The following is a 21,772-nucleotide window of genomic DNA, read 5'->3' on the forward strand; positions in this document are numbered from 1 at the left end:
TGGTACACCGCCATCGCGAGCAAGCTCGCTCCCACAGGGGCATGTGTTGTGTTCGAGAGTGTTACAACCCCGCCAGATGCACCACCAGCTTGACGATGCCAAACAGCGTCAAGGCGAAGATCACCGTGAACGCGATCCCCAATATCACGAAGTGACTCGGCTTGCCGTGGGTGAAATCCCGGGCGCGGTTCTTGCCACTCTGTACGCCGAAAGCGGCGGCCAGCACGCTGTGCATCATCTGCCACAGGGTCGGCGGCTTGTTGTCGACTGGATCGTCCATAAATCCCTCGTCTGCCATGTGTGTGGGACAAGCATAGACAAAAAAAGATCGCAGGCTTCGCCAGCGCCTACGGGAACACACAAAACCCTGTAGGAACTGGCGAAGCCTGCGATCTTTTGAGGGCGCTTAGTTGTCGTAGCCCAGGTTCGGCGCCAGCCAACGCTCAGTCACGCTCAAATCCTGGCCCTTGCGCGCGGTGTAGCTCTGGACCTGGTCCTTGTCGATCTTGCCCACGGCGAAGTATTGCGCCTGGGGATGGGCGAAATACCAGCCGCTGACCGCTGCCGCCGGGAACATGGCGTAGTGTTCGGTGAGGAACACGCCACTGCGGCCGGCTTTCAGTTCGCTGGCCTCGGGATCGAGCAGGCGGAACAAGGTAGCCTTCTCGGTGTGATCCGGGCAGGCCGGGTAGCCGGGGGCAGGGCGGATGCCGGTGTACTGCTCCTTGATCAGTGCCTCGTTGTCCAGGCTCTCGTCCTGGGCATAACCCCAATGCTCCTTGCGCACCTGCTGGTGCAGCCATTCGGCGCAGGCTTCGGCCAGGCGGTCGGCCAGGGCCTTGACCATGATCGAGTTGTAGTCGTCGCCGGCCTCCTGGTAGGCCTTGGCGACTTCTTCGGCACCGATGCCGGCGGTGGTGATGAAACCGCCGACGTAGTCGGTCACGCCGCTGTCCTTGGGCGCGACGAAGTCGGCCAGGGAAAAGTTCGGCTTGCCGTCGGTCTTGATGATCTGCTGGCGCAAGTGATGCAGGCGCGCCAGTGGCTTGCCATCGTCGCCGTAGACTTCCAGGTCGTCGTCATGCACCTGGTTGGCCGGCCAGAAGCCGAACACGGCGCGGGCGCTGATGAGTTTCTCGTCGATCAGCTTGCGCAGCATCGCCCGGGCATCGGCGTACAGCGCGGTGGCGGCTTCGCCGACCACTTCGTCGGTGAGGATGCGCGGGTATTTGCCGGCCAGGTCCCAGGAGATGAAGAACGGTGTCCAGTCGATGTATTCGGCCAGGACGTTCAAGTCGATGTTGTCCAGCACCTTGGCGCCGGTGAAGGTCGGCTTGACCGGCTGGTAGCTGCTCCAGTCGAACTGTGGCTTCTTGGCCACGGCGGCGGGGTAGCTCAGGCGCTCGGTGCGGGCGCTGCGGTTGGCCGTGCGCTCGCGTACCTCGATGTAGTCCTGGCGGGTTTTCTCGACGAACGCCGGCTTGAGTTCCTTGGACAGCAACTGGGTCGCCACGCCCACGGCGCGGGAGGCGTCGGTGACGTAGATCACCGCGTCGTTGCTGTACTTGGGCTCGATCTTCACCGCCGTGTGGGCCTTGGAGGTGGTGGCGCCACCGATCATCAGCGGCAGATGGAAGTCCTGGCGCTGCATCTCCCGCGCCACATGCACCATCTCATCCAGGGACGGGGTGATCAGGCCGGACAGGCCGATGATGTCGCATTTCTGCTCCTTGGCCACCTGCAGGATCTTCTCCGCTGGCACCATCACGCCCAGGTCGACGATGTCATAGCCGTTGCAACCGAGCACCACGCCGACGATATTCTTGCCGATGTCATGGACATCGCCCTTGACCGTGGCCATCAGGATCTTGCCCTTGGCTTCCGGCTTGTCGCCTTTTTCCGCCTCGATGAACGGAATCAGGTGGGCCACGGCCTGCTTCATCACACGGGCGGACTTGACCACTTGGGGCAGGAACATTTTGCCGGCACCAAACAGGTCGCCGACGATGTTCATGCCGGCCATCAGCGGGCCTTCAATGACCTCGATTGGCCGGGTGAAGGACTGGCGCGACTCTTCGGTGTCTTCGACGATGTGGGTGGTGATGCCCTTGACCAGCGCATGCTCCAGGCGCTTGTTCACTTCCCAGCCGCGCCATTCCTCGGTTTCCGCTTCCTTGACGCTGCCGTCGCCCTTGTACTTGTCGGCGATGGCGAGCAGGGCGTCGGTGCCTTCGGGGGTGCGGTTGAGGATCACGTCTTCCACGGCGTCACGCAGTTCCGCCGGGATCTGGTCGTAGATCTCCAGTTGGCCGGCGTTGACGATGCCCATGGTCAGGCCCGCGCGGATCGCATACAGCAGGAACACCGAGTGGATCGCCTCGCGCACCGGGTTGTTGCCACGGAACGAGAACGACACGTTGGACACGCCGCCCGAGGTCAGCGCGTACGGCAGTTCGTCGCGGATGTAGGCGCAGGCGTTGATGAAGTCCACGGCATAGTTGTTGTGCTCTTCGATACCGGTGGCGACGGCGAAGATGTTCGGGTCGAAGATGATGTCTTCCGGCGGGAAGCCGACTTCATTGACTAGGATGTCGTAGGAGCGCTTGCAGATTTCCTTCTTGCGCGCCTCGGTGTCGGCCTGGCCGGCTTCGTCGAACGCCATCACCACCACGGCGGCACCGTAGCGCTTGCACAGCTTGGCGTGGTGGATGAACTGCTCGACGCCTTCCTTCATGCTGATGGAGTTGACGATGCCCTTGCCCTGGATGCACTTGAGGCCGGCTTCGATCACTTCCCACTTGGAGGAGTCGATCATGATCGGCACGCGGGAAATGTCCGGTTCGCCGGCAATCAGATTGAGGAAGGTCACCATGGCCTTCTTCGAATCGAGCATGCCCTCGTCCATGTTGATGTCGATCACCTGGGCGCCGGCCTCGACCTGCTGCAGGGCCACTTCCAACGCTTCGGTGTAGTTGTCCTCGCGGATCAACCGGGCGAACTTGGCGGAGCCGGTGATGTTGGTCCGCTCGCCGACGTTGACGAACAAGGAGCTGCGATCGATGGTGAACGGTTCCAGGCCCGACAGGCGGCAAGCCCGCGGGATCTCTGGAATCTGCCGCGGCGCGTAGCCGGCCACGGCCTTGGCGATGGCTTCGATGTGCGCCGGGGTGGTGCCGCAGCAACCGCCGACAATGTTCAGGAAGCCGCTCTGGGCGAACTCTTCGATGACCTTGGCTGTCTCGGCCGGCAGTTCGTCGTATTCGCCGAACTCGTTGGGCAGGCCGGCGTTGGGGTGGGCCGATACGTGGGTGCTGGCCTTGTTCGACAGCTCTTCCAGGTACGGGCGCAGTTCGCTGGCACCGAGGGCGCAGTTCAGGCCCACGGAGATCGGTTTGGCGTGGGCCACCGAGTTCCAGAAGGCTTCGGTGGTCTGGCCGGAGAGGGTACGGCCGGAGGCGTCGGTGATGGTGCCGGAGATCATGATCGGCAGTTCGACGCCCAGTTCTTCGTAGACCCCTTGCACGGCGAAGATCGCCGCCTTGGCGTTCAGCGTGTCGAAGATGGTCTCGATCAGGATCAGGTCCGCGCCGCCTTCAATCAGGCCCTTGGTGGCTTCGGTGTAGTTCTCCACCAGTTCGTCGAAGGTCACGTTGCGATAGCCGGGGTTGTTCACGTCCGGCGACAGCGAGCAGGTGCGGCTGGTCGGGCCGAGCACACCGGCGACGAAGCGCGGCTTGTCCGGGGTTTCCAGGGTCTTGGCGTCAGCCACCTGGCGGGCCAGGCGTGCGCCTTCCAGGTTCAGTTCGTAGGCCAGGCCCTGCATGCCGTAGTCGGCCTGGGACACCTGGGTGGCGTTGAAGGTATTGGTTTCCAGGATATCGGCGCCGGCATCCAGGTAGGCTTTTTCAATGGCACCGATCACGTCGGGACGGCTGAGCACCAGCAAATCGTTGTTGCCCTTGACGTCGCTCGGCCAGTCGGCAAAACGCTTGCCGCGGTAGTCCTGTTCTTCCAGCTTGTAGCTCTGGATCATCGTGCCCATGCCGCCGTCGAGGATCAGGATGCGTTCCTTGAGGGCTTGCTGGAGAAGATAAAGGCGAGCGCTGCGATCGGACATAGGACTACCTGGAAAAAAAGACCATTACGAAGGCCGGGATGATAGCAAACCTGCGCAGGATTTGATCATGAGGGACTTTTGCATGAATATCGCTCATGTTTGCAAGGCGATGTTGGCCCGGTAGAATCGCCGGACTATCTCTTAGGGACCCGAGACATGCCGTACCGCGTCTTATTCGGCAGTCTGCTGCTGTCGTTGTCTTTTAGCGCAGCCGCCGGGGATCCCGTTCCGGCGATCTCCTACACCCGCGACATCCAGCCGATCTTCACGGAAAAATGCGTGGCCTGTCATGCCTGCTACGACTCCGCCTGCCAATTGAACCTGGGCAGCGGCGAAGGGGCGGCACGGGGGGCGAGCAAGCTGTCGGTGTATGACGGCGAGCGACGCCAGGCGGCCGAACCGACCCGTCTGTTCTACGATGCCTCCGGCCAGCGGGCCTGGCAGCGCAAAGGTTTCTATTCGGTGCTCGATGCCCAGGGCAGCCAGGCGGCGTTGATGGCGCGGATGCTGGAACTGGGGCACCGTACGCCATTGCAGCCCAACGCCAAATTGCCGGAAGACATCGTGCTTGGGCTCAACCGTGACAACACCTGCCCGGTGCCGGGGCAGTTCGACGAATACGCCGCTGCGCATCCCCGCGAAGGCATGCCGCTGGCGGTCACCGGCCTGACCGACCAGCAATACCAGACCCTGCAGCGCTGGCTGGCCGCCGGCGCCCCGATCGACCAGCAGGCCTTGGCCCCGAGCGCCGCCGAAGCCTTGCAAGTGGTGCAGTGGGAAAACCTGCTCAACGCCCCCGGTGCCCGGGAAAGCCTGGTGGGGCGCTGGTTGTTCGAACACTGGTTCCTGGCGCATATCTATTTCAAGGACGGCGAGGCGGGGCATTTCTTCCAATGGGTGCGTTCGCGTACGCCCACCGGCCAGCCCATTGACCTGATCAACACCCGCCGTCCGAACGACGATCCTGGCACCCGCGTCTATTATCGGCTCTGGCCGGTGCAAGGGGTGATCGTGCACAAGACCCACATCACCTACGGCTTGAGTGCGGCGAAGATGGCGCGGATCAAGAGCCTGTTCTACAGCGGCAAGTGGCAGGTCAGCGCGTTGCCGGGCTACGGTCCGGAGCGCCGGGCCAACCCGTTTTCCACCTTCGAAGCGATTCCGGCCCAGGCCCGCTACCAATTCATGCTCGATAACGCCGAGTATTTCGTGCGGACGTTCATACGCGGGCCGGTGTGCCGGGGCCAGATCGCCACGGACGTGATCCGCGACAATTTCTGGGCGCTGTTCCAGGCTCCCGAACACGACCTGTACATCACCGACCCGAACTACCGCGGCCAGGCCACACCGCTGCTGGCGATGCCGGGGCAGAACGACGACGTGGGCAGCGTCCTCAGCCTGTGGCTCGATTACCGTGACAAGCGCAACGAGTACGAGGCCTTGCGCCGCGACAACTATGCCGAACTGCCGGCACCGAGCTGGTCGACGCTGTGGGCCGGCAACGACAACGCGCTGCTGAGTATTTTCCGGCATTTCGACAGCGCTTCGGTCACCAAGGGGCTGATCGGGGAGGTGCCGCAGACGATGTGGCTGTTCGACTTCCCGTTGCTGGAGCGTACCTACTATCAGTTGGCGGTGAATTTCGACGTGTTCGGCAACGTCTCCCACCAGGCCCAGACCCGGTTGTATTTCGATTTGATCCGCAACGGTGCGGAGCAGAACTTCCTGCGCCTGATGCCGGCCGACTCCCGGGAAGGCTACCTCGACGACTGGTACCAGGCCGGTGGCAAATTCAAGATGTGGCTCGATTATGAGGCCATCGACGATGACAAGCCGACCGCCCTCAAGCTTGACGAACGCGACCCCAAGGGTGATTTCGCCGAGCAACTGCTGGTCCGTTATGGCGATCTGAACGCGCATCCCGATCCGATCAACCGCTGCGACGGTGCCTACTGTTCGCGCCCGAACATCGACCCGGCGCTGCAAAACGCCGAGCAGGCCCTCAGTCGGCTGGTGTCGCGCCCAGCGGCGGGGCTCAAGGTGATCGACCAACTGCCGGAAGCGACCCTGTTGCGCATCGAAACCGCCAGCGGCCACCGTGAGGTCTACAGCCTGCTGCGCAACCGGGCCCACAGCAACGTGGCGTTCCTGCTGGGCGAGGAGACGCGCTATCAGCCGGGGCTGGACACGCTGACGGTCTACCCGGGGGTGCTCAGCAGCTATCCGAACTTCATGTTCAACATTCCGGCCGGGCAAGTGCCGGCATTCGTCGAGGCCATGGAACGTGCCCAGGATGAGCCGGCGTTCGAGCGGATTGTCGAGCGCTGGGGGATTCGCCGCAGTCACCCGCAGTTCTGGTATTACTTCCATGACCTGAGCCAGTACATCCAGGAAACGGAGCCCGTGGAAAGCGGTGTGCTGGACATGAATCGCTACCAGAACCTCTGATCGGCCTGTCCGGCGGCAAACCCCGTGCCGTCGGACGCTTTCCTGACAAAAATACTAGGACTTTGTCCGGCGCGATGATTGGCGTAAACTGCCGTCAAGCCTGCGAGGAGTTTCCATGACCGCCATTACCATTACCGATGCCGCCCACGATTACCTGGCCGACCTGCTGTCCAAGCAGAACACCCCGGGGATCGGGATCCGCATCTTCATCACCCAGCCCGGCACCCAGTACGCAGAGACGTGCATTGCCTACTGCAAGCCGGGAGAAGAAAAACCCGAAGACACCGCGTTGGGGCTCAAGAGCTTCACCGCGTACATCGACTCGTTCAGCGAAGCTTTCCTGGACGATGCGGTAGTCGACTACGCCACCGACCGCATGGGCGGCCAGCTGACCATCAAGGCACCGAACGCCAAGGTGCCGATGGTCAATGCCGACAGCCCGGTCAACGAGCGCATCAATTACTACCTGCAAACCGAGATCAACCCGGGGCTGGCCAGCCACGGCGGCCAGGTTTCGCTGATCGACGTGGTGGAAGACGGCATCGCCGTGCTCCAGTTCGGCGGAGGCTGCCAGGGCTGCGGCCAGGCTGACGTGACCTTGAAGGAAGGCATCGAGCGCACCTTGCTCGAGCGCATTCCAGAGCTCAAGGGCGTGCGCGACGTGACCGACCATACGCAGAAAGAAAACGCCTACTACTGATAGGTGTTCGCTGCGGAGAGTGTGTGGCGAGGGAGCTTGCTCTCTCGCCACCATCGTTTCAGTCGTCAGCCTGTATCCACCCCCCCTGTGGGAGCGAGCTTGCTCGCGATAGCGGTGAGTCAGCCTGCGATGATGTTGAATGTGCCGTCGTTATCGCGAGCAAGCTCGCTCCCACAGGGATCGGGGCTGTGTCAGGGCCGGTAGAGATGCGCATGTCCGGCGCGGTACAGCGACGATTCGCTGAACACGTCATTGCCCAGCACACGCCCCACCAGGATCAGCGCCGTTCGGCGGAAACCCTTGGCCTGTACCTTCTCGGCAATATCTGCCAGCGTCCCCATCACCCAGTCCTGATCCGGCCATGTCGCTCGATGAATCACCGCAATCGGGCAATCCGCGCCGTAGTGGGGCAGCAGTTCGTCGACGATCTTTTCCAGGTGATTGACCCCCAGGTGAATCGCCATGGTCGCCCCGTGCTGTGCCAGGTTGCCCAGTTCTTCCCCAGCGGGCATCGGGGATTTATCGGCGTAACGGGTGAGGATCAGGCTCTGGGAGATGTCCGGCAAGGTCAGTTCGGCACCCAGCAGGGCGGCGCAGGCTGAGGTCGCGGTCACGCCCGGGATGATTTCGAAAGGGATGTCCAGTTCCCGCAGGCAACGAATCTGTTCGCCGATGGCGCCGTACAGGCTCGGGTCGCCGGAGTGCACCCGGGCCACGTCCTGGCCCTTGAGATGGGCGCTGCTGATCAATTCGATGATCTGTTCCAGATGCAGCTCGGCGCTGTTGATCACCTGTTCGGCACAATGGCCTTCGAGGACGGCGGTTGGCACCAGCGAGCCGGCGTAGATGATCACCGCGCACTGGCGGATCAGTCGCTGGCCTTTGACCGTGATGAGGTCCGGGTCGCCGGGGCCGGCGCCGATGAAGTACACGGTCATGACCGGCTCCTGTGGAAGGTGGGTGAGCGTCGCCCAGATGAAGATCGCTCATGATCCTGGGCGGCGATTATCGGGATTTATGCCACGACCGCCAATGCCAACGTGCTCATGGGGCCTGTGTGACGGGGAATCAGCAGGGTTGCGGGCGTCGTGCCCAATTGATCGGCCAAGGCCAGGGCGGCGCTTTCGGCGATGCCGTAGCAACCGGTTTGCGCGAAGGCGATCTCGGAGCGATGACTGAGCCGCCGCTCGTAACCGGCCAACTGTTCGGCACTGAAGCAGGTCAGCGGCAAGGCCAGTTGCCCGGCCAGCTCCAGCAGCCCGGGCTCGTCACGCTTGAGGTCGATACTGGCCAGGGCCCGTACCTGGTGAAGTTCGATGCCGTGGGCCAGCAACGTCTGTTCGAGCAAGGCCCGCAGCGTGCTGGCCGGGCATCCGCGCTGGCAGCCCAAGCCGATCACCAGGATCGACCCGGTGCTCATGCGTCGTGGTGGGCTTGACCGTCACGGCGAAACAGCCAGGCGCTGATCAGGCCCAGGGCCAGCCAGAAGGCGACGTTGGTCACCTGCGAGGCGATCTTGAACTGGCTTTCCAGCGCTTCGGGCGCCAGCATCGAGTGGACTTCGGGCTGCGGCGCACCGATAACGTGGGGCACCAGCAACGTCGCCACGCCCAGCAGCTTGAGCAGCCAATGCCGGCCGAAGGCGATCAGGGCAATGCCCACCGCCGTCGACGCCGCGGTGCCGATCCACCACATCTGTCGCTGGGCCAGGTCGGCCGCTGCGGTGCCGGGCAATTCCGGGGGCAGGCCGAGGGTGGGTGCCAGGACGAAAGTGGCATAACCGGCCAGGCCCCAGAGCAGACCCTGGGAGGTGCGAGTCGGTGTGCGCAAGGTGTACAGGCCCGCGAGCATCAGGGCAAAACCCACGGCGACCACCAGGTTGCCGCCGGTGGTGGACAGCACGCGCTGCCAGCCATCTTCCGGTTCCCAGGCCTCGGCATCATGGGTGTGGGCCACACCGTCGGTGTGCTCATGGACCTCGGTCGCCGGGGCCTTCTCGAAGGTTTCCGCCTGGAGAATCAGCGGCGATACCCAGAAACTCTGCAACAGGGTCAGCAGCAGGGCGGCCAGCAAGCCGCTGAAACCGGCGGTCTGCGCGATACGCTTGATCATGTCGTCAGTTCTCAGTGGCAGGGGAAGGCGGCGCTGTGGCGGGTATCGTGGGCGGCGTTGTGCACCGCTTCGATGTGGGAGAAACCGGCGAAATAGACCAGCCCCGCGCCCAGGATCGAAGCCAGGATCGCGGCGCTCAGGCGTTGGCTCAGGGTAGTGGTGCTGCTGGCGGTGCGGGCGGTGCTGCTGATGGTCGACATGGCGCTTCCCTCTGTTTTTGTTCCGTGGGGATGCGAGCGCAATGAGACCCCGGGCGAAAGATCGCCAAGGTTCGAACAGCGCCCGCCCACCGCGGGTTTGTTGATGCATGAGTCATGGGCCGGTCTCCGGGCTCGCGAGGGGCAGGGGCTGGGCCTTGCCTGCAAGCATCACCTTCCCATGCGCCCTTGTAGCAGGGCAGACACAGTGGTTCAGACGCTTCGCTCGCTTACCGTTGCGGGGGCAGCACCGGACTGACGTGGCTTTGGAGTAAAGCACACGATTCACCGGTTTCCCGTTTCACCCTGTGAAGGGCACCCGTAACTAGGCGCACAGGAGAGCATGGGTGGGGCGGGGCCGTCAATGCACAGGGGGCCGCTGCGCAGCCCATCGCGAGCAAGCTCGCTCCCACAGGGGGCTGCGGGATCCAATGTGGGAGCGAGCTTGCTCGCGATGGCGGCGGCAAAGACACCGCAGAACTCACTTGCGGAGATTGACCCGCCCCCACACCCTGCGTAGCCTTGCGCCTTCGAGGTTCTTCGGCCTGCGCCGAAGCTAAGAAGGGAACGCGGTCCAAGCCGCGGCTGCCCCCGCAACTGTGAACGGTGAGGTTTCTGCAAGGCCACTGTGCATGCCCTTTTACCAAAGGCGCACGGGAAGGCGCAGCCATTGCCAGTCGAAAGACTGGCCCGCCGTCAGCCAGGAGACCTGCCTCGAGACAGATTCTCACTACAACCGGGCGGGGTGATCCGGTGGCGAAATCTTCCGTGCACACCTGTGCCCGCGGTTGTCGTCCCGTTTGCCCGCCACCTTGCCAAAGGGCATCCGATGAAAACACTGGCCAAACTCCCCGTCACCATCGTCACCGGCTTCCTCGGCTCGGGTAAGACCACTTTGCTGCGGCACATGCTCGACAACGCCCAAGGCCGGCGCATCGCCGTGATCGTCAACGAGTTTGGCGAGCTGGGTATCGACGGCGAGATCCTCAAGCAGTGCGCCATCGGTTGCACCGAAGAAGAAGCCAACGGCCGCGTCTACGAACTGGCCAACGGCTGCCTGTGCTGCACGGTGCAGGAAGAATTCTTCCCGGTGATGCGCGAACTGGTCGCCCGGCGTGGCGACCTCGACCATATCCTGATCGAAACCTCCGGCCTGGCCTTGCCCAAGCCGTTGGTCCAGGCCTTTCAATGGCCGGAAATCCGCAGCGCCTGCACCGTCGATGCGGTGATCACTGTGGTCGACAGCCCAGCCGTGGCCGCCGGCACCTTCGCCGCCTTCCCCGACCAGGTCGATGCCCAGCGCAAACTCGACCCGAACCTGGATCACGAATCACCGCTGCACGAACTGTTCGCCGACCAACTGGCGAGTGCTGACCTGGTGATCCTCAACAAGGCTGACCTGATCAGCCCTGAAGACTTGGCCAAGGTTCGCCTGGAAGTCGCCGAAGAGCTGCCGCCGGCGGTCAAGGTCATCGAAGCCAGCAGCGGTCGCCTGCCGCTGGACGTGTTGATCGGCCTGGGTGCCGGTTCCGAAGAGCACATCGACGGCCGCCACAGCCATCACGACCATCACCACGATGGCGACGATGACGACCACGATCATGACGCCTTCGATTCCATCTCCATCGAGCTGCCCCAGGCCGACGAAAGCCTGTTGCTGGACGCGCTGACGCAACTGGTGGTCCAGCACGGCGTACTGCGGGTCAAGGGTTTCGCGGCGATCCCGAACAAGCCGATGCGCCTGCTGATCCAGGGCGTTGGCACGCGTTTCGACAAACATTTCGACCGCCAGTGGGGCGCCGAGGAAGCGCGGGTCACCCGTCTGGTGCTGATCGGCCAGGCGCTGGACGCTGCGCTGCTTGAAGCGCAGTTGCGCGCCGCCCTCAGCGCCTAAGCCATGCACCTGCTCAGGACCCAGCCCGGCGGTTTCGTGTCGGATGACAACATTGCCGACCTGGGGCAAACCCCCGCCGAACTGGTGATCCTGTGCAGCGGCGACTCCAGCCTGGCGCTGCTGGCCGAAGCGGCGAAGCAATTGCCGGGCGATTATCCGGAGTTTCGCCTCGCCAACCCGATGCAGGTGCAGAACCACGCCTCGGTGGATCTGTATTTCGAAGACGTGCTGCGCCACGCCAAAGTTATCCTGCTGTCGCTGCACGGCGGCATTGGCTATTGGCGCTACGGCATCGAGCGCCTGATGGACCTGGCCGGGCGCGGGGTGAAGCTGATCCTGGTGCCGGGGGATGATCGACCGGACCCGGAGCTCAGTGACCTGAGCAACGTGGCCGTCGAGGACCGCGACCGGCTCTGGCAGTTCTTGCGCCAGGGCGGCCTGGGCAATGCCCTGGACCTGTTTCACAACCTCGGCAGTCAGTGGTTCGGCCGCGATTATCCGTGGGCCGAGCCGCAGACCCTGCCGCGCACGGCGATCTATCACCCGAAGAAAACCAGCGCCAGCCTCGGCGATTGGCAAGCCGAGTGGAACGCCGGGCAACCGGTGGCGGCGGTGCTGTTTTATCGTTCCCACTTGCAAGCGGCGAACACCGCGTTCATCGACGTGTTTTGCCAGCGCCTGCAAGCGGCGGGGCTCAATCCGTTGCCGATTGCCGTGGCGAGCCTCAAGGAGCCCGGTTGCCTGGCGCGGGTGGAGGACTGGTTGGATGAAGTGGAAGCGGGGGTGATCCTCAATACCACCGGCTTCGCTCAATCCAGCCCCGAAGCCCCGCACTTGCGACCGTTTCGCCGCAATATCCCGGTGATCCAGGCCATTTGCGCCCAGGACAACGAACCGGGCTGGCGCGCCAGCGAGCAGGGCCTGGGGCCACGGGATCTGGCGATGCACATTGCCTTGCCGGAGCTGGACGGGCGGATCATCAGCCGCCCCATCAGTTTCAAGGACCTGGCCTGGCGCAGTGAGCGCAGCCAGAGCGACGTGGTCTGCTACCGCGCCGTACCCGAACGCATGGATTTTGTCGCCGAGCTGGCCCAACGTTGGACCACCCTGGCGCGCCTGCCCAATGGGCAGAAGCGTGTGGCGCTGATCCTCGCCAACTACCCGACCCGGGACGGACGCATCGGCAATGGCGTCGGCCTGGATACGCCAGCGGCGGCCTTGAATATCCTGCGGGCCATGCAGGCCGAGGGCTATCCACTGCCGGCCGAACTGCCGGCGAGCGGCACTGCGTTGATCCAGCAATTGCTAGGCGGGGTCAGTAACGACCTGGACAGCCTCGACCTGCGTCCGTGTCACCAGAGCCTGGCCCTGGATGCCTACCTGGCCCTGTTCGACGCGCTGCCCGAGGCCAATCGCCAAGCGGTGCTGGCGCGCTGGGGCTCGCCCGAGCAGGACCCGATGTGCCGCGACGGCCGCCTGATGGTCGCCGGCCTGCGCTTGGGCCTGACCTTCGTCGGCATCCAGCCGGCGCGTGGTTATCAGGTCGACCCGAGTGCGGTGTACCACGACCCGGACCTGGTGCCGCCCCACGGTTACCTGGCGTTTTATTTCTGGTTGCGCCACACCTACGGCGTCCACGGGGTGATCCACGTCGGCAAGCACGGCAACCTCGAATGGCTGCCGGGCAAAGGTGTCGGGCTCTCGGAAAATTGCTGGCCGGACGTGCTGTTGGGGCCATTGCCGAACATCTACCCGTTCATCGTCAACGACCCGGGCGAGGGCGCCCAGGCCAAGCGTCGCACCCAGGCGGTGATCATCGACCACTTGATGCCGCCGCTGACCCGGGCCGAAACCTACGGACCGCTGCGTAACCTCGAGCTGCTGGCCGACGAATACTACGAGGCGCAATTGCTCGATCCGCGCCGCGCCCGGGAACTGCAACGGGACATCCTCAACCTGGTGCGCGAGACCCACATCGACCGCGAGCTGCAACTGGATGCCGGCCTCGACAGCGATGCTGACGCCGCGATCTGGCTGCCACGCCTGGACACGTACCTGTGCGACTTGAAGGAGTCGCAGATCCGCGACGGCCTGCACATTTTTGGCGAATCGCCCAGCGGACGACTGCGCATCGACACCCTGCTGGCGTTGCTGCGCATTCCCCGGGGCGACGGCAAGGGTGCGCAGTCGAGCCTGCTGCGGGCGCTGGCGAAGGCGTTCGGGCTGGGCTTCGATCCGCTGGATTGCGCCCTGGCCGAACCCTGGATGGGCGACTGTCCCGAGGCATTGCGCCGGATCAGCGCCGAGCCCTGGCGCAGCGCCGGCGATACCCGCGAGCGCCTGGAGCTGTTCGCCGCGCAGTTGATCGAGCAGGCGTTGGACGGCGCGGTTGAGCAGCTCGACGCGCCGGGTTGGGAGGTGGTGGGCGGCATCATTGAAAACCTGCGAGCCGTCGTGGCGCCACGCCTGGACGCCTGCGGTCCGGCGGAAATGCATGGCCTGCTCGATGCCTTGAGCGGGCGCTTCGTGCCGGCCGGCCCCAGCGGTGCGCCGAGTCGCGGGCGCCTGGATGTGTTGCCCACCGGGCGCAATTTCTTCTCGGTGGACGTGCGCAACCTGCCCACCACCACGGCGTGGCGCATCGGTTTCCAGTCGGCGAACCTGATCCTTGAACGGCACTTGCAGGACCACGGTGATCACCTGCGCCAGCTCGGCCTGTCGGTGTGGGGCACCGCCACCATGCGCACCGGCGGCGATGATATTGCTCAGGCCATGGCCTTGATGGGCGTGCGTCCGGTGTGGGCCACGGGTAGCCAGCGAGTCGATGACTTCGAGATCCTGCCGTTGAGCCTGCTGGACCGGCCGCGGGTCGATGTCACGCTGCGGGTGTCCGGATTCTTCCGGGACGCCTTCGCCAACCTGATCCGCCTGTTCGATGCGGCGGTGCAGGCCGTCGCCGCCCTCGACGAACCGGACGACCTGAACCCCTTGGCGGCCAAGGTCCGCGGCGAACGCGAAGCCCTGTTGGCATCGGGCCTGGAGCCAGAAGCGGCGGCGCGCCAGGCTGGTTGGCGGATCTTCGGCGCCAAGCCCGGTGCCTATGGCGCGGGTGTGCAGGGCGCTGTCGACGGTCGCCTGTGGCAGAGTCGCGAAGACCTGGCCGAGGTGTACCTGAACTGGGGTGGCTACGCTTACGGCGGCAGCGATGAAGGCACCGTCGCCCGGGAGCAGTTCTCCCGACGCCTGAGCCAGGTGCAAGCGGTGCTGCAGAACCAGGACAACCGCGAGCACGACCTGCTCGATTCCAATGATTACTACCAGTTCCAGGGCGGCATGCTGGCGGCGGTGGAGACCCTCAGCGGGGAAGCTGCGGCCAGCTATCACGGCGATCACAGCCAGCCGGACCTGCCCAGGATCCGTACCCTGAAAGAAGAACTCAACCGCGTCATCCGTTCCCGTGCGGCCAATCCGAAGTGGATCGACGGGGTCAAGCGCCACGGCTATAAAGGCGCGTTCGAACTGGCGGCGACGGTGGACAACCTGTTCGCCTTCGACGCCACCACGCAGCTGATCGACGATCACCAGTACGCTTTGCTGGCCGATGCCTACCTGCTCGATCCGGACACCCGGGATTTCGTCCGCCAGCACAACCCCGACGCCCTGCGGGACATGACCGAGCGCATGCTCGAAGCGCAGCAGCGGGGGATGTGGCAGGACCCGGGCGAGTATCGCGAGGCGTTGGAGAATTTGTTGTTGGACATCGAGGAGGATGGCTGAAATGAGCACAACAGACGCGCACTTGCTCCCGCTCGGCTGCGCAGCAGTCGTCGTTCTGGAAGGGCACTGGGACCTCAGGTTCTGGGGGCCGCTGCGCGCCCCAGCGGGAGCAAGCTCCCTCGCCACAGGGGAACCCCGCACATCCATGAGGCCTTCAGCATGACCCATACCCCCCATTTCCCACTCTCCGCCGTGGTCGGTGCCGATGACCTGAAACTGGCCCTGTGCCTGGCCGCGATCGACCCGAAAATCGGCGGTGTGCTGATCGAAGGCCCACGGGGCATGGCCAAGTCCACCTTGGCCCGGGGCCTGGCGGACCTGCTGGCCAGCGGTCAGTTCGTCACCTTGCCCCTCGGTGCCACCGAGGAGCGGCTGGTGGGCACCCTCGATCTGGATGTGGCCCTGGGAGAGGGGCGCGCGCAATTTTCTCCCGGCGTGCTGGCCAAAGCCGATGGTGGCGTGCTGTATGTCGATGAAGTGAACCTGCTGCCCGATCACCTGGTGGACCTGCTGCTCGATGTGGCCGCCAGTGGCACCAACCTGATCGAGCGCGACGGCATTTCCCATCGGCATTCGGCGCGCTTTGTGCTGATCGGCACCATGAACCCGGAAGAGGGCGAGCTGCGCCCGCAGTTGCTCGACCGTTTCGGCCTGAACGTCGCCCTCGACGGTCACACCGCACCCGCCGAGCGCGGCCAGATCATCCGGCGGCGGTTGGATTTCGACAGCGATCCGTTGGCGTTCTGCACGGAGTGGGATATGGCTCAGCGGCAGTTGCGTGAACGTTGCCAGCGGGCGCGCGATCGTTTGGCTGGGATCGCCTTGGATGATGCGACGCTGGCGCAGATCACCGAGCGCTGTTTTGCCGCCGGGGTCGATGGCTTGCGCGCCGACCTGGTCTGGCTGCGGGCGGCCCGGGCCCATGCGGCCTGGCGCGGCGCTGCTGCGATTGCCGATGAGGACATTGATGCGGTCGCCGAATTTGCCTTGCGGCATCGGCGGCGCGGGCATTCGGCCCCCGCGTCGTCCCAGACGCCGCAAACGGCTGCGAATGAAACGGCCAAGCCCAACGAAGGCCAAGGCCAATGGGGCGACCTGCCTGCCCGGGCGTTGCCAACCGGGGCCCGACGCGATGTGCCGAGCTGGCCAAAAAAGCCCTAGGCATTCGCCCTCGTTCAACGGCGGGGGCGAATGCCAGACCCCGTGCAGGAACGTTGGCGCAGGGCCGCCAGGGCCGCAGCAAAGCGGCGGCCAGCGGTGCGGTGAACTGGCCGGGAACGTTACTCAATGGCCGGCCACACCGGTATGCAGACTTGCGCTGGCACGCTCGGCATCGGGCGCCCCATGAGCTGTGGCTGGTCATCGTCGATGCGTCGGCCTCGACCCGTCGTCATCGCGCCTTGAGTGACGGCAAAGGCTTGTTGGCGCAACTGTTCGACGACGCCTACCGGCAGCGGGCCCGCCTGGCGCTGTTGACGGCCAGCGGCACGCAGCCGAACTGGCAGGTGCAAGGGCTCAAGGCCTCGGCGGGCCTGCGCGACTGGCTCGATGGCCTGGGCGCCGGTGGCGGAACGCCGTTGCTGGCGGCGCTGAACGAGGCCGGGCGCTGGCTGGTGGCGCGGCGCAGGCTTTACCCGGCGGAGCAGCAGCGGGTGTTGGTGATGACCGACGGACGAGTCAAGGAGGGATTTTCACCGCCGCTTCTCGATTGCCCGTGCCTGTTGATCGACATCGAAAGAGGCCCGATTCGCCTGGGCCGGGCCCGGCAGTTGGCGGGGCGGTTGGGGGCTGAGTATCGGCATATCGATGAGGCTGATTGAAAGGTTCTGTGACTGTCAGGGCCCCATCGCGAGCAAGCTCGCTCCCACACTGTTTTGTGAACACATGAATGATGAACACCCGGCCCCCTGTGGGAGCGAGCTTGCTCGCGATGGCATCCCCTAGATTCCAATGGCCTGCCCACCTGACCCGCATCACTGCACTATGCTCAAGCAGCCCCTCACAGGAGTGAACCATGCGCGTACTCGTCACCAACGCCCAGGACGATTTTCGGGTCAAGGCCTATGCCGGCACCAACGGCGTGCTGCTCGCCATGGACCTGGCCGAACCCCGGCGCAAGGGCTTGCTGGGTTTTGCCATCGAGAAACAGCAGGGGGACAAGCCCTGGCTGTTCCTGTTCAACAGCCTGACGTTCCCCGACAAGGCCCACACCTTTCCCCAGTTCCACGCCACCCCCAGCGACAAGGCGCCCCTGCAGAAATTTCGCTGGGCCGACTACGCCGTCAACCCCGGCGTGACGATCCACTATCGCGTGCACCTGGCCTATGGCAGCCCCGATGCACCGCAATTGGGCGAATCCCTGGCCGTCACCGTCACCAGCGACGACGGGCAGCCGGCCGACCAGCGGGTCATCTTCAACCGTGCCGTGGCCGCCAGTCAGGCGTTCCAGCGCAAGTTTCCCGAAGTGGACGCGCTGCTCGATGCCAACAAGCACCTGTCCATCGATGACTGGCCCGACGCACCACGTCGCTGGTTGGAAAACGGCTTGCTGGGTCGCTTGACCGGTTTCATCGACCGGGCGCTGGATGCTCGCTGGGCCTTGGACGTCGCCATCTATGAATACGAATTGCCGGTGATCGTCGACGCGGTGACTGCCGCTCACGCTCGCGGCGCCCAGGTGCGGGTGCTGTATCACGCCGAGCCGGGAGACGACACCACGGCGCGCAACGAAGCCAGCCTCGAGAACATGCCGGCGGCCAACAAACGTGGGCGGATCACCCACAATATTTTCCATAACAAGTTCATGGTGCTGAGCAAGGTGGAGGCCAGCGGCTCATTGCAACCTGAAGCCGTGCTGTGCGGCAGCACCAACTTCACCGCCAACGGTGTCTACCGCCAGGCCAACGTCGTGCATGTGCTGGACGACCCGCGGATCAGCAGCAGCTATTCCCAGGTATTCGAGCAAATCTGGGCAACGCCCCAGGACGTCGATGCCACTCGCCAGTGGCTGACCCTGAACAATACCATGGCCCCGCAAGAAGCGTTGTTCGCCGGGTTCTCGCCACGTACCGGGGAGGGCGATCTGGATCGCTTCGTCGACATCATCAAGGGGGCGCGAAAGGACCTGTTGTTCGTCACCGCCTTTGTGTTGCCCGACCGCATCCTCGACGCCTTGCTCGGCCAGCCCAATGACGACGTGTTGCGCTACGGGCTGCAAAACACCAAGAGTCGCATCACCGGTTTTCATGCCGACCGCACCGCCGAATTCGCCGCCACCGCGTTGCTCAACACCGGGCTGGAGGGCTGGCTGCGGGAAAACATGAAAGGCCAGAAGGGCAATCTACTGGTGCACACCAAAGCCATCGTCACCGACTTCACCAGTGACACGCCGACCATCCTCAGCGGCAGCCACAACCTCAGCGCCGCCGCCAGCAGCGGCAACGACGAGAACTACCTGATCATTCAGGGCAATACCGACCTGGCGGACCGCTACGGGCTGGAACTGCTGCGTTTCTATGAGCATTACCGCTTTCGCTACTTCGCGAAAAAACTCGCCCTCAAGCAGGTCAGGCCACTGGCAGTGGATGACAGCTGGAGTGATGACTATTACCGCGAGGGCGATTTGCGGATGTTGTCCCGGGTGAGGTTTTGCGGGCGTTAGGCGCAGTAGATGATCGGGTGATAGCATAGAGCCACCTATCAGCCAGGAAGCTGCCATGAAACTCTGTCACGGAACGTCCGCTTTACTTCGTACCTGTGTCGCGATCCTGTTGTTGGCCCTGGGCACTTCGGCCCTTGCCGCCAATCAACCGTGTTCCGGGCGCAAGGGCGGTATTGCCGGATGTGACGGCGATACCTTCCTCTGCAACGACGGCTCCATCAGTGCTTCGAAGAAGTCCTGTTCCGCTGTGCTGGGGCTTCGGAACGAGGCGCGCCCGCAGTCGCTGCTCAAGTCCGCCGACGGTTGCCAATGCGGCAGTGGCAATTACTGCGTCGGCCCCCGTGGCGGGGTCTATTGCCTCACGCCTGGCGGCAGCAAGAGCTACAAGCGCAAATAGACCAGGCACACCGCCGAACAATTGTGGGAGCGAGCTTGCTCGCGATAGCGTCATGTCGGTGGGCATCGACATTGGCTGACCCACCGCTATCGCGAGCTTGCCCCCCACTGTTATCGAAACGTTGCCCGCATCCTCATCAGCGCTCGTCCTCGACCCGCAGTGCACAAAGTCTGGAACCGCTGCCGCAGCCAATTCACGTCATGGCGCGTCGGGTGAAGCGAGCGCCGAGGCTTTGTCCGGCCGATGTGTTCGGCAAAGTTGCGCATCAGCGAGGGTTGGTCACCGATGCCCTTGAGCTTGCGGCACAACTTCCCATCCTTATAGAACAGCACGGTCGGTGTCCCGCTGACTTCCGGATGCCGGGGCGATTCGTGGGTGCTCAATTTGTAGATGATGGCTCGATCCTGGAATGCCTCGGCCACCTTGCAGAACACCGGTTCGGCCCAGCCGCAGGCGTAGCAGTGTGGATGGCCGAAATAGAAGACCACCGGGCGCCAGGTCCTGAGGGCCTGGCGGTAGTCCTTTTGTGACGCTACGTGAGTGATGAGCGAACTCATGGCCGGCTCCCTTGTGCCTCGACGGTGACAGGAACGATAAGGAACCCGGCGGGGCATCGCTACTGTCAGAGTTGACAGGTGGCCTGCTCTGTTTCAGTGCGAAACGGATCGCACATACTCCATTTGGGGCCTTGGTACCCGGACGCCGTAGCCAACGGTAGCAAGCGTGCCAGCGGTGCACGAGCGTTCCTGGGCGCTCGGTTTTTCCATCCCTCTGATTTCATTCGCTTTCCATTTTTCTCACCCAGGCATTGCAAGCCTGTGGCACACTTTCTGCTGTCTATTCCGTTGTTACATACCATGTTCCGGTATAGCGGAATAAACTCATTCTGGAGTGCTTGCCATGCAACGCCGACCTTCCTTGTTCAAAGCGTGTGTTTTTCTCTTCGCGGCCACGACGGCTGCCATGGGTGTCGCCCAGGCGGCCGACAGCAAGCTGGACAGCGTGCTGCAGCGGGGGAAATTGATCGTGGGCACGGGCAGTACCAATGCGCCGTGGCACTTCCAGGGAGCGGATGGCAAGTTGCAGGGCTTTGATATCGATATTGCGCGCATGGTTGCCAAGGGCCTGTTCAATGACCCGGAGAAGGTCGAGTTCGTGGTGCAGTCGTCCGATGCGCGGATCCCCAACCTGCTGACCGACAAGGTCGACATGAGCTGCCAGTTCATTACCGTCACTGCCAGCCGCGCCCAGCAAGTGGCGTTCACCCTGCCGTACTACCGCGAAGGCGTCGGCCTGCTGCTGCCGGCTAACAGCAAGTACAAGGAAATCGAAGACCTCAAGGCCGCGGGCGATGACGTCACCGTGGCGGTGCTGCAGAACGTCTACGCCGAAGAATTGGTGCACCAGGCGCTGCCCAAGGCCAAGGTCGACCAGTACGACAGCGTCGACCTGATGTATCAGGCGGTGAACTCCGGACGCGCCGATGCCGCCGCCACCGACCAATCCTCGGTCAAGTACCTGATGGTGCAGAACCCTGGGCGCTACCGCAGCCCGGCCTATGCCTGGAGCCCGCAAACCTACGCCTGTGCGGTCAAGCGCGGCGACCAGGACTGGCTGAACTTCGTCAACACCACCTTGCATGAAGCCATGACCGGCGTGGAATTCCCTACCTATGCGGCGTCGTTCAAGCAGTGGTTCGGCGTCGAGTTGCCGTCGCCGGCGATTGGTTTCCCCGTTGAATTCAAATGACCCTGTGAGCCCGGGGCGCCCCTTGCGGGCGCTTCGTCGAAGGTACTGCCAACCATGAATTATCAGTTGAACTTTGCCGCCGTCTGGCGCGATTTCGACACCTTGCTGGCGGGGCTGGGCCTGGGGCTTTCCCTGGCGTTGGTGTCGATCGCCATCGGTTGCGTGATCGGCCTGGCTATGGCGTTCGCGCTGCTCAGCAAACATCGGGTCCTGCGGGTGCTGGCATCGGTGTATGTCACGGTGATCCGCAATACACCGATCCTGGTGTTGATCCTGTTGATCTACTTCGCTTTGCCGAGCCTGGGCATCCGCTTGGACAAGCTGCCGTCGTTCGTCATCACCCTCTCGTTGTACGCCGGGGCCTACCTGACCGAAGTGTTCCGCGGCGGGCTGTTGAGCATTCACAAGGGGCAGCGGGAAGCGGGGCTGGCCATCGGCCTGGGCGAGTGGCAGGTGAAGGCCTATGTCACCGTGCCGGTGATGCTGCGCAACGTGTTGCCGGCCTTGTCGAACAACTTCATTTCGCTGTTCAAGGACACCTCCCTGGCGGCGGCGATCGCCGTGCCGGAGCTGACCTATTACGCCCGCAAGATCAACGTGGAGAGCTACCGGGTGATCGAAACCTGGCTGGTGACCACGGCCCTGTATGTCGCGGCCTGTTACCTCATTGCCATGGTGCTGCGGTATTTCGAGCAGCGCCTGGCGATCCGCCGTTAGGAG

At 63.8% G+C, this 21,772-nt stretch carries 17 protein-coding genes and 2 riboswitches; of the genes, 10 read left to right on the forward strand and 7 right to left on the reverse strand.

Going from position 1 to position 21,772, the window contains the following annotated elements:
* Positions 1-61 precede the first annotated feature (61 nt).
* Both J4E63_RS08505 and metH read right to left on the reverse strand, forming a co-directional pair.
* Positions 62-280, reverse strand: coding sequence for a DUF2970 domain-containing protein (locus J4E63_RS08505; protein ID WP_003182858.1), 219 nt, complete (start codon positions 278-280; stop codon positions 62-64).
* A gap of 126 nt (positions 281-406) precedes the next feature.
* Entirely contained in the window at positions 407-4,117 is a 3,711-nt protein-coding gene (gene metH, locus J4E63_RS08510; RefSeq protein WP_207281645.1) for a methionine synthase, read from the reverse strand.
* A 156-nt stretch (positions 4,118-4,273) separates the two neighbouring features.
* Between metH and J4E63_RS08515 the strand changes: the two genes are divergently transcribed.
* Positions 4,274-6,565, forward strand: a complete 2,292-nt coding sequence (locus J4E63_RS08515; RefSeq protein ID WP_207281646.1) for a fatty acid cis/trans isomerase — start codon at positions 4,274-4,276, stop codon at positions 6,563-6,565.
* Between the two features lie 115 nt (positions 6,566-6,680).
* On the forward strand, positions 6,681-7,265 hold the full coding sequence (nfuA, locus tag J4E63_RS08520) for a Fe-S biogenesis protein NfuA (protein ID WP_003182850.1): 585 nt from the start codon (positions 6,681-6,683) through the stop codon (positions 7,263-7,265).
* Between the two features lie 191 nt (positions 7,266-7,456).
* Here the strand turns inward: nfuA and cobM are convergent, their stop codons facing one another.
* From cobM to J4E63_RS08540, 4 genes are all read right to left on the reverse strand, one after another.
* Entirely contained in the window at positions 7,457-8,203 is a 747-nt protein-coding gene (gene cobM / locus J4E63_RS08525; RefSeq protein WP_092327494.1) for a precorrin-4 C(11)-methyltransferase, read from the reverse strand.
* 77 nt (positions 8,204-8,280) lie between these two features.
* Positions 8,281-8,685, reverse strand: a complete 405-nt coding sequence (locus J4E63_RS08530) for a cobalamin biosynthesis protein (RefSeq protein ID WP_192263223.1) — start codon at positions 8,683-8,685, stop codon at positions 8,281-8,283.
* Positions 8,682-9,377 carry a CbtA family protein gene (locus J4E63_RS08535; protein WP_060738115.1) on the reverse strand — a complete coding sequence of 232 codons (696 nt, stop codon included), beginning with the start codon at positions 9,375-9,377 and terminating at the stop codon, positions 8,682-8,684. The genes J4E63_RS08530 and J4E63_RS08535 overlap by 4 nt, the downstream gene beginning before the upstream one ends.
* Positions 9,378-9,388: 11 nt before the next feature.
* Positions 9,389-9,577, reverse strand: coding sequence for a CbtB-domain containing protein (locus tag J4E63_RS08540; protein ID WP_014338677.1), 189 nt, complete (start codon positions 9,575-9,577; stop codon positions 9,389-9,391).
* A gap of 99 nt (positions 9,578-9,676) precedes the next feature.
* A riboswitch (cobalamin riboswitch) is annotated at positions 9,677-9,912 on the reverse strand.
* 178 nt (positions 9,913-10,090) lie between these two features.
* Positions 10,091-10,306: riboswitch (cobalamin riboswitch) on the forward strand.
* 97 nt (positions 10,307-10,403) lie between these two features.
* Between J4E63_RS08540 and cobW the strand changes: the two genes are divergently transcribed.
* The 6 genes from cobW (at position 10,404) to J4E63_RS08570 (ending at position 19,303) form a co-directional block, all read left to right on the forward strand.
* Positions 10,404-11,468, forward strand: coding sequence for a cobalamin biosynthesis protein CobW (cobW, locus tag J4E63_RS08545; protein WP_060738114.1), 1,065 nt, complete (start codon positions 10,404-10,406; stop codon positions 11,466-11,468).
* 3 nt (positions 11,469-11,471) lie between these two features.
* Positions 11,472-15,245, forward strand: coding sequence for a cobaltochelatase subunit CobN (gene cobN, locus J4E63_RS08550; protein WP_207281647.1), 3,774 nt, complete (start codon positions 11,472-11,474; stop codon positions 15,243-15,245).
* A 159-nt stretch (positions 15,246-15,404) separates the two neighbouring features.
* Entirely contained in the window at positions 15,405-16,406 is a 1,002-nt protein-coding gene (locus J4E63_RS08555; RefSeq protein ID WP_207281648.1) for an ATP-binding protein, read from the forward strand.
* 53 nt (positions 16,407-16,459) lie between these two features.
* On the forward strand, positions 16,460-17,065 hold the full coding sequence (locus J4E63_RS08560) for a VWA domain-containing protein (RefSeq protein WP_219738601.1): 606 nt from the start codon (positions 16,460-16,462) through the stop codon (positions 17,063-17,065).
* Positions 17,066-17,259: 194 nt separating this feature from the next.
* Positions 17,260-18,906, forward strand: a complete 1,647-nt coding sequence (locus J4E63_RS08565; RefSeq protein WP_207281649.1) for a phospholipase D-like domain-containing protein — start codon at positions 17,260-17,262, stop codon at positions 18,904-18,906.
* A gap of 55 nt (positions 18,907-18,961) precedes the next feature.
* Positions 18,962-19,303, forward strand: a complete 342-nt coding sequence (locus J4E63_RS08570; RefSeq protein ID WP_092442104.1) for a hypothetical protein — start codon at positions 18,962-18,964, stop codon at positions 19,301-19,303.
* A 110-nt stretch (positions 19,304-19,413) separates the two neighbouring features.
* Here the strand turns inward: J4E63_RS08570 and J4E63_RS08575 are convergent, their stop codons facing one another.
* Entirely contained in the window at positions 19,414-19,860 is a 447-nt protein-coding gene (locus J4E63_RS08575; RefSeq protein WP_103309954.1) for a thioredoxin family protein, read from the reverse strand.
* Between the two features lie 343 nt (positions 19,861-20,203).
* Between J4E63_RS08575 and J4E63_RS08580 the strand changes: the two genes are divergently transcribed.
* Together J4E63_RS08580 and J4E63_RS08585 are read left to right on the forward strand one after the other, a co-directional pair.
* The gene (locus J4E63_RS08580; protein ID WP_060738109.1) at positions 20,204-21,052 is read left to right on the forward strand and encodes a transporter substrate-binding domain-containing protein; all 849 of its coding nucleotides are present in this window, start codon (positions 20,204-20,206) and stop codon (positions 21,050-21,052) included.
* Between the two features lie 54 nt (positions 21,053-21,106).
* Positions 21,107-21,769, forward strand: a complete 663-nt coding sequence (locus tag J4E63_RS08585; RefSeq protein WP_018608019.1) for an amino acid ABC transporter permease — start codon at positions 21,107-21,109, stop codon at positions 21,767-21,769.
* The last annotated feature ends 3 nt before the right edge of the window (positions 21,770-21,772 follow it).

Source organism: Pseudomonas sp. FW300-N2F2, assembly GCF_017351655.1.
In the GTDB taxonomy this organism is placed as follows: domain Bacteria; phylum Pseudomonadota; class Gammaproteobacteria; order Pseudomonadales; family Pseudomonadaceae; genus Aquipseudomonas; species Aquipseudomonas fluorescens_AA.

Bases quoted from the DNA above. Each gene is read 5' to 3' on its own strand.
- J4E63_RS08505 (WP_003182858.1), bottom strand. From the start codon at position 280: ATGGACGATCCAGTCGACAACAAGCCGCCGACCCTGTGGCAGATGATG.
- metH (WP_207281645.1), bottom strand. From the start codon at position 4,117: ATGTCCGATCGCAGCGCTCGCCTTTATCTTCTCCAGCAAGCCCTCAAG.
- J4E63_RS08515 (WP_207281646.1), top strand. From the start codon at position 4,274: ATGCCGTACCGCGTCTTATTCGGCAGTCTGCTGCTGTCGTTGTCTTTT.
- nfuA (WP_003182850.1), top strand. From the start codon at position 6,681: ATGACCGCCATTACCATTACCGATGCCGCCCACGATTACCTGGCCGAC.
- cobM (WP_092327494.1), bottom strand. From the start codon at position 8,203: ATGACCGTGTACTTCATCGGCGCCGGCCCCGGCGACCCGGACCTCATC.
- J4E63_RS08530 (WP_192263223.1), bottom strand. From the start codon at position 8,685: ATGAGCACCGGGTCGATCCTGGTGATCGGCTTGGGCTGCCAGCGCGGA.
- J4E63_RS08535 (WP_060738115.1), bottom strand. From the start codon at position 9,377: ATGATCAAGCGTATCGCGCAGACCGCCGGTTTCAGCGGCTTGCTGGCC.
- J4E63_RS08540 (WP_014338677.1), bottom strand. From the start codon at position 9,577: ATGTCGACCATCAGCAGCACCGCCCGCACCGCCAGCAGCACCACTACC.
- cobW (WP_060738114.1), top strand. From the start codon at position 10,404: ATGAAAACACTGGCCAAACTCCCCGTCACCATCGTCACCGGCTTCCTC.
- cobN (WP_207281647.1), top strand. From the start codon at position 11,472: ATGCACCTGCTCAGGACCCAGCCCGGCGGTTTCGTGTCGGATGACAAC.
- J4E63_RS08555 (WP_207281648.1), top strand. From the start codon at position 15,405: ATGACCCATACCCCCCATTTCCCACTCTCCGCCGTGGTCGGTGCCGAT.
- J4E63_RS08565 (WP_207281649.1), top strand. From the start codon at position 17,260: ATGCGCGTACTCGTCACCAACGCCCAGGACGATTTTCGGGTCAAGGCC.
- J4E63_RS08570 (WP_092442104.1), top strand. From the start codon at position 18,962: ATGAAACTCTGTCACGGAACGTCCGCTTTACTTCGTACCTGTGTCGCG.
- J4E63_RS08575 (WP_103309954.1), bottom strand. From the start codon at position 19,860: ATGAGTTCGCTCATCACTCACGTAGCGTCACAAAAGGACTACCGCCAG.
- J4E63_RS08580 (WP_060738109.1), top strand. From the start codon at position 20,204: ATGCAACGCCGACCTTCCTTGTTCAAAGCGTGTGTTTTTCTCTTCGCG.
- J4E63_RS08585 (WP_018608019.1), top strand. From the start codon at position 21,107: ATGAATTATCAGTTGAACTTTGCCGCCGTCTGGCGCGATTTCGACACC.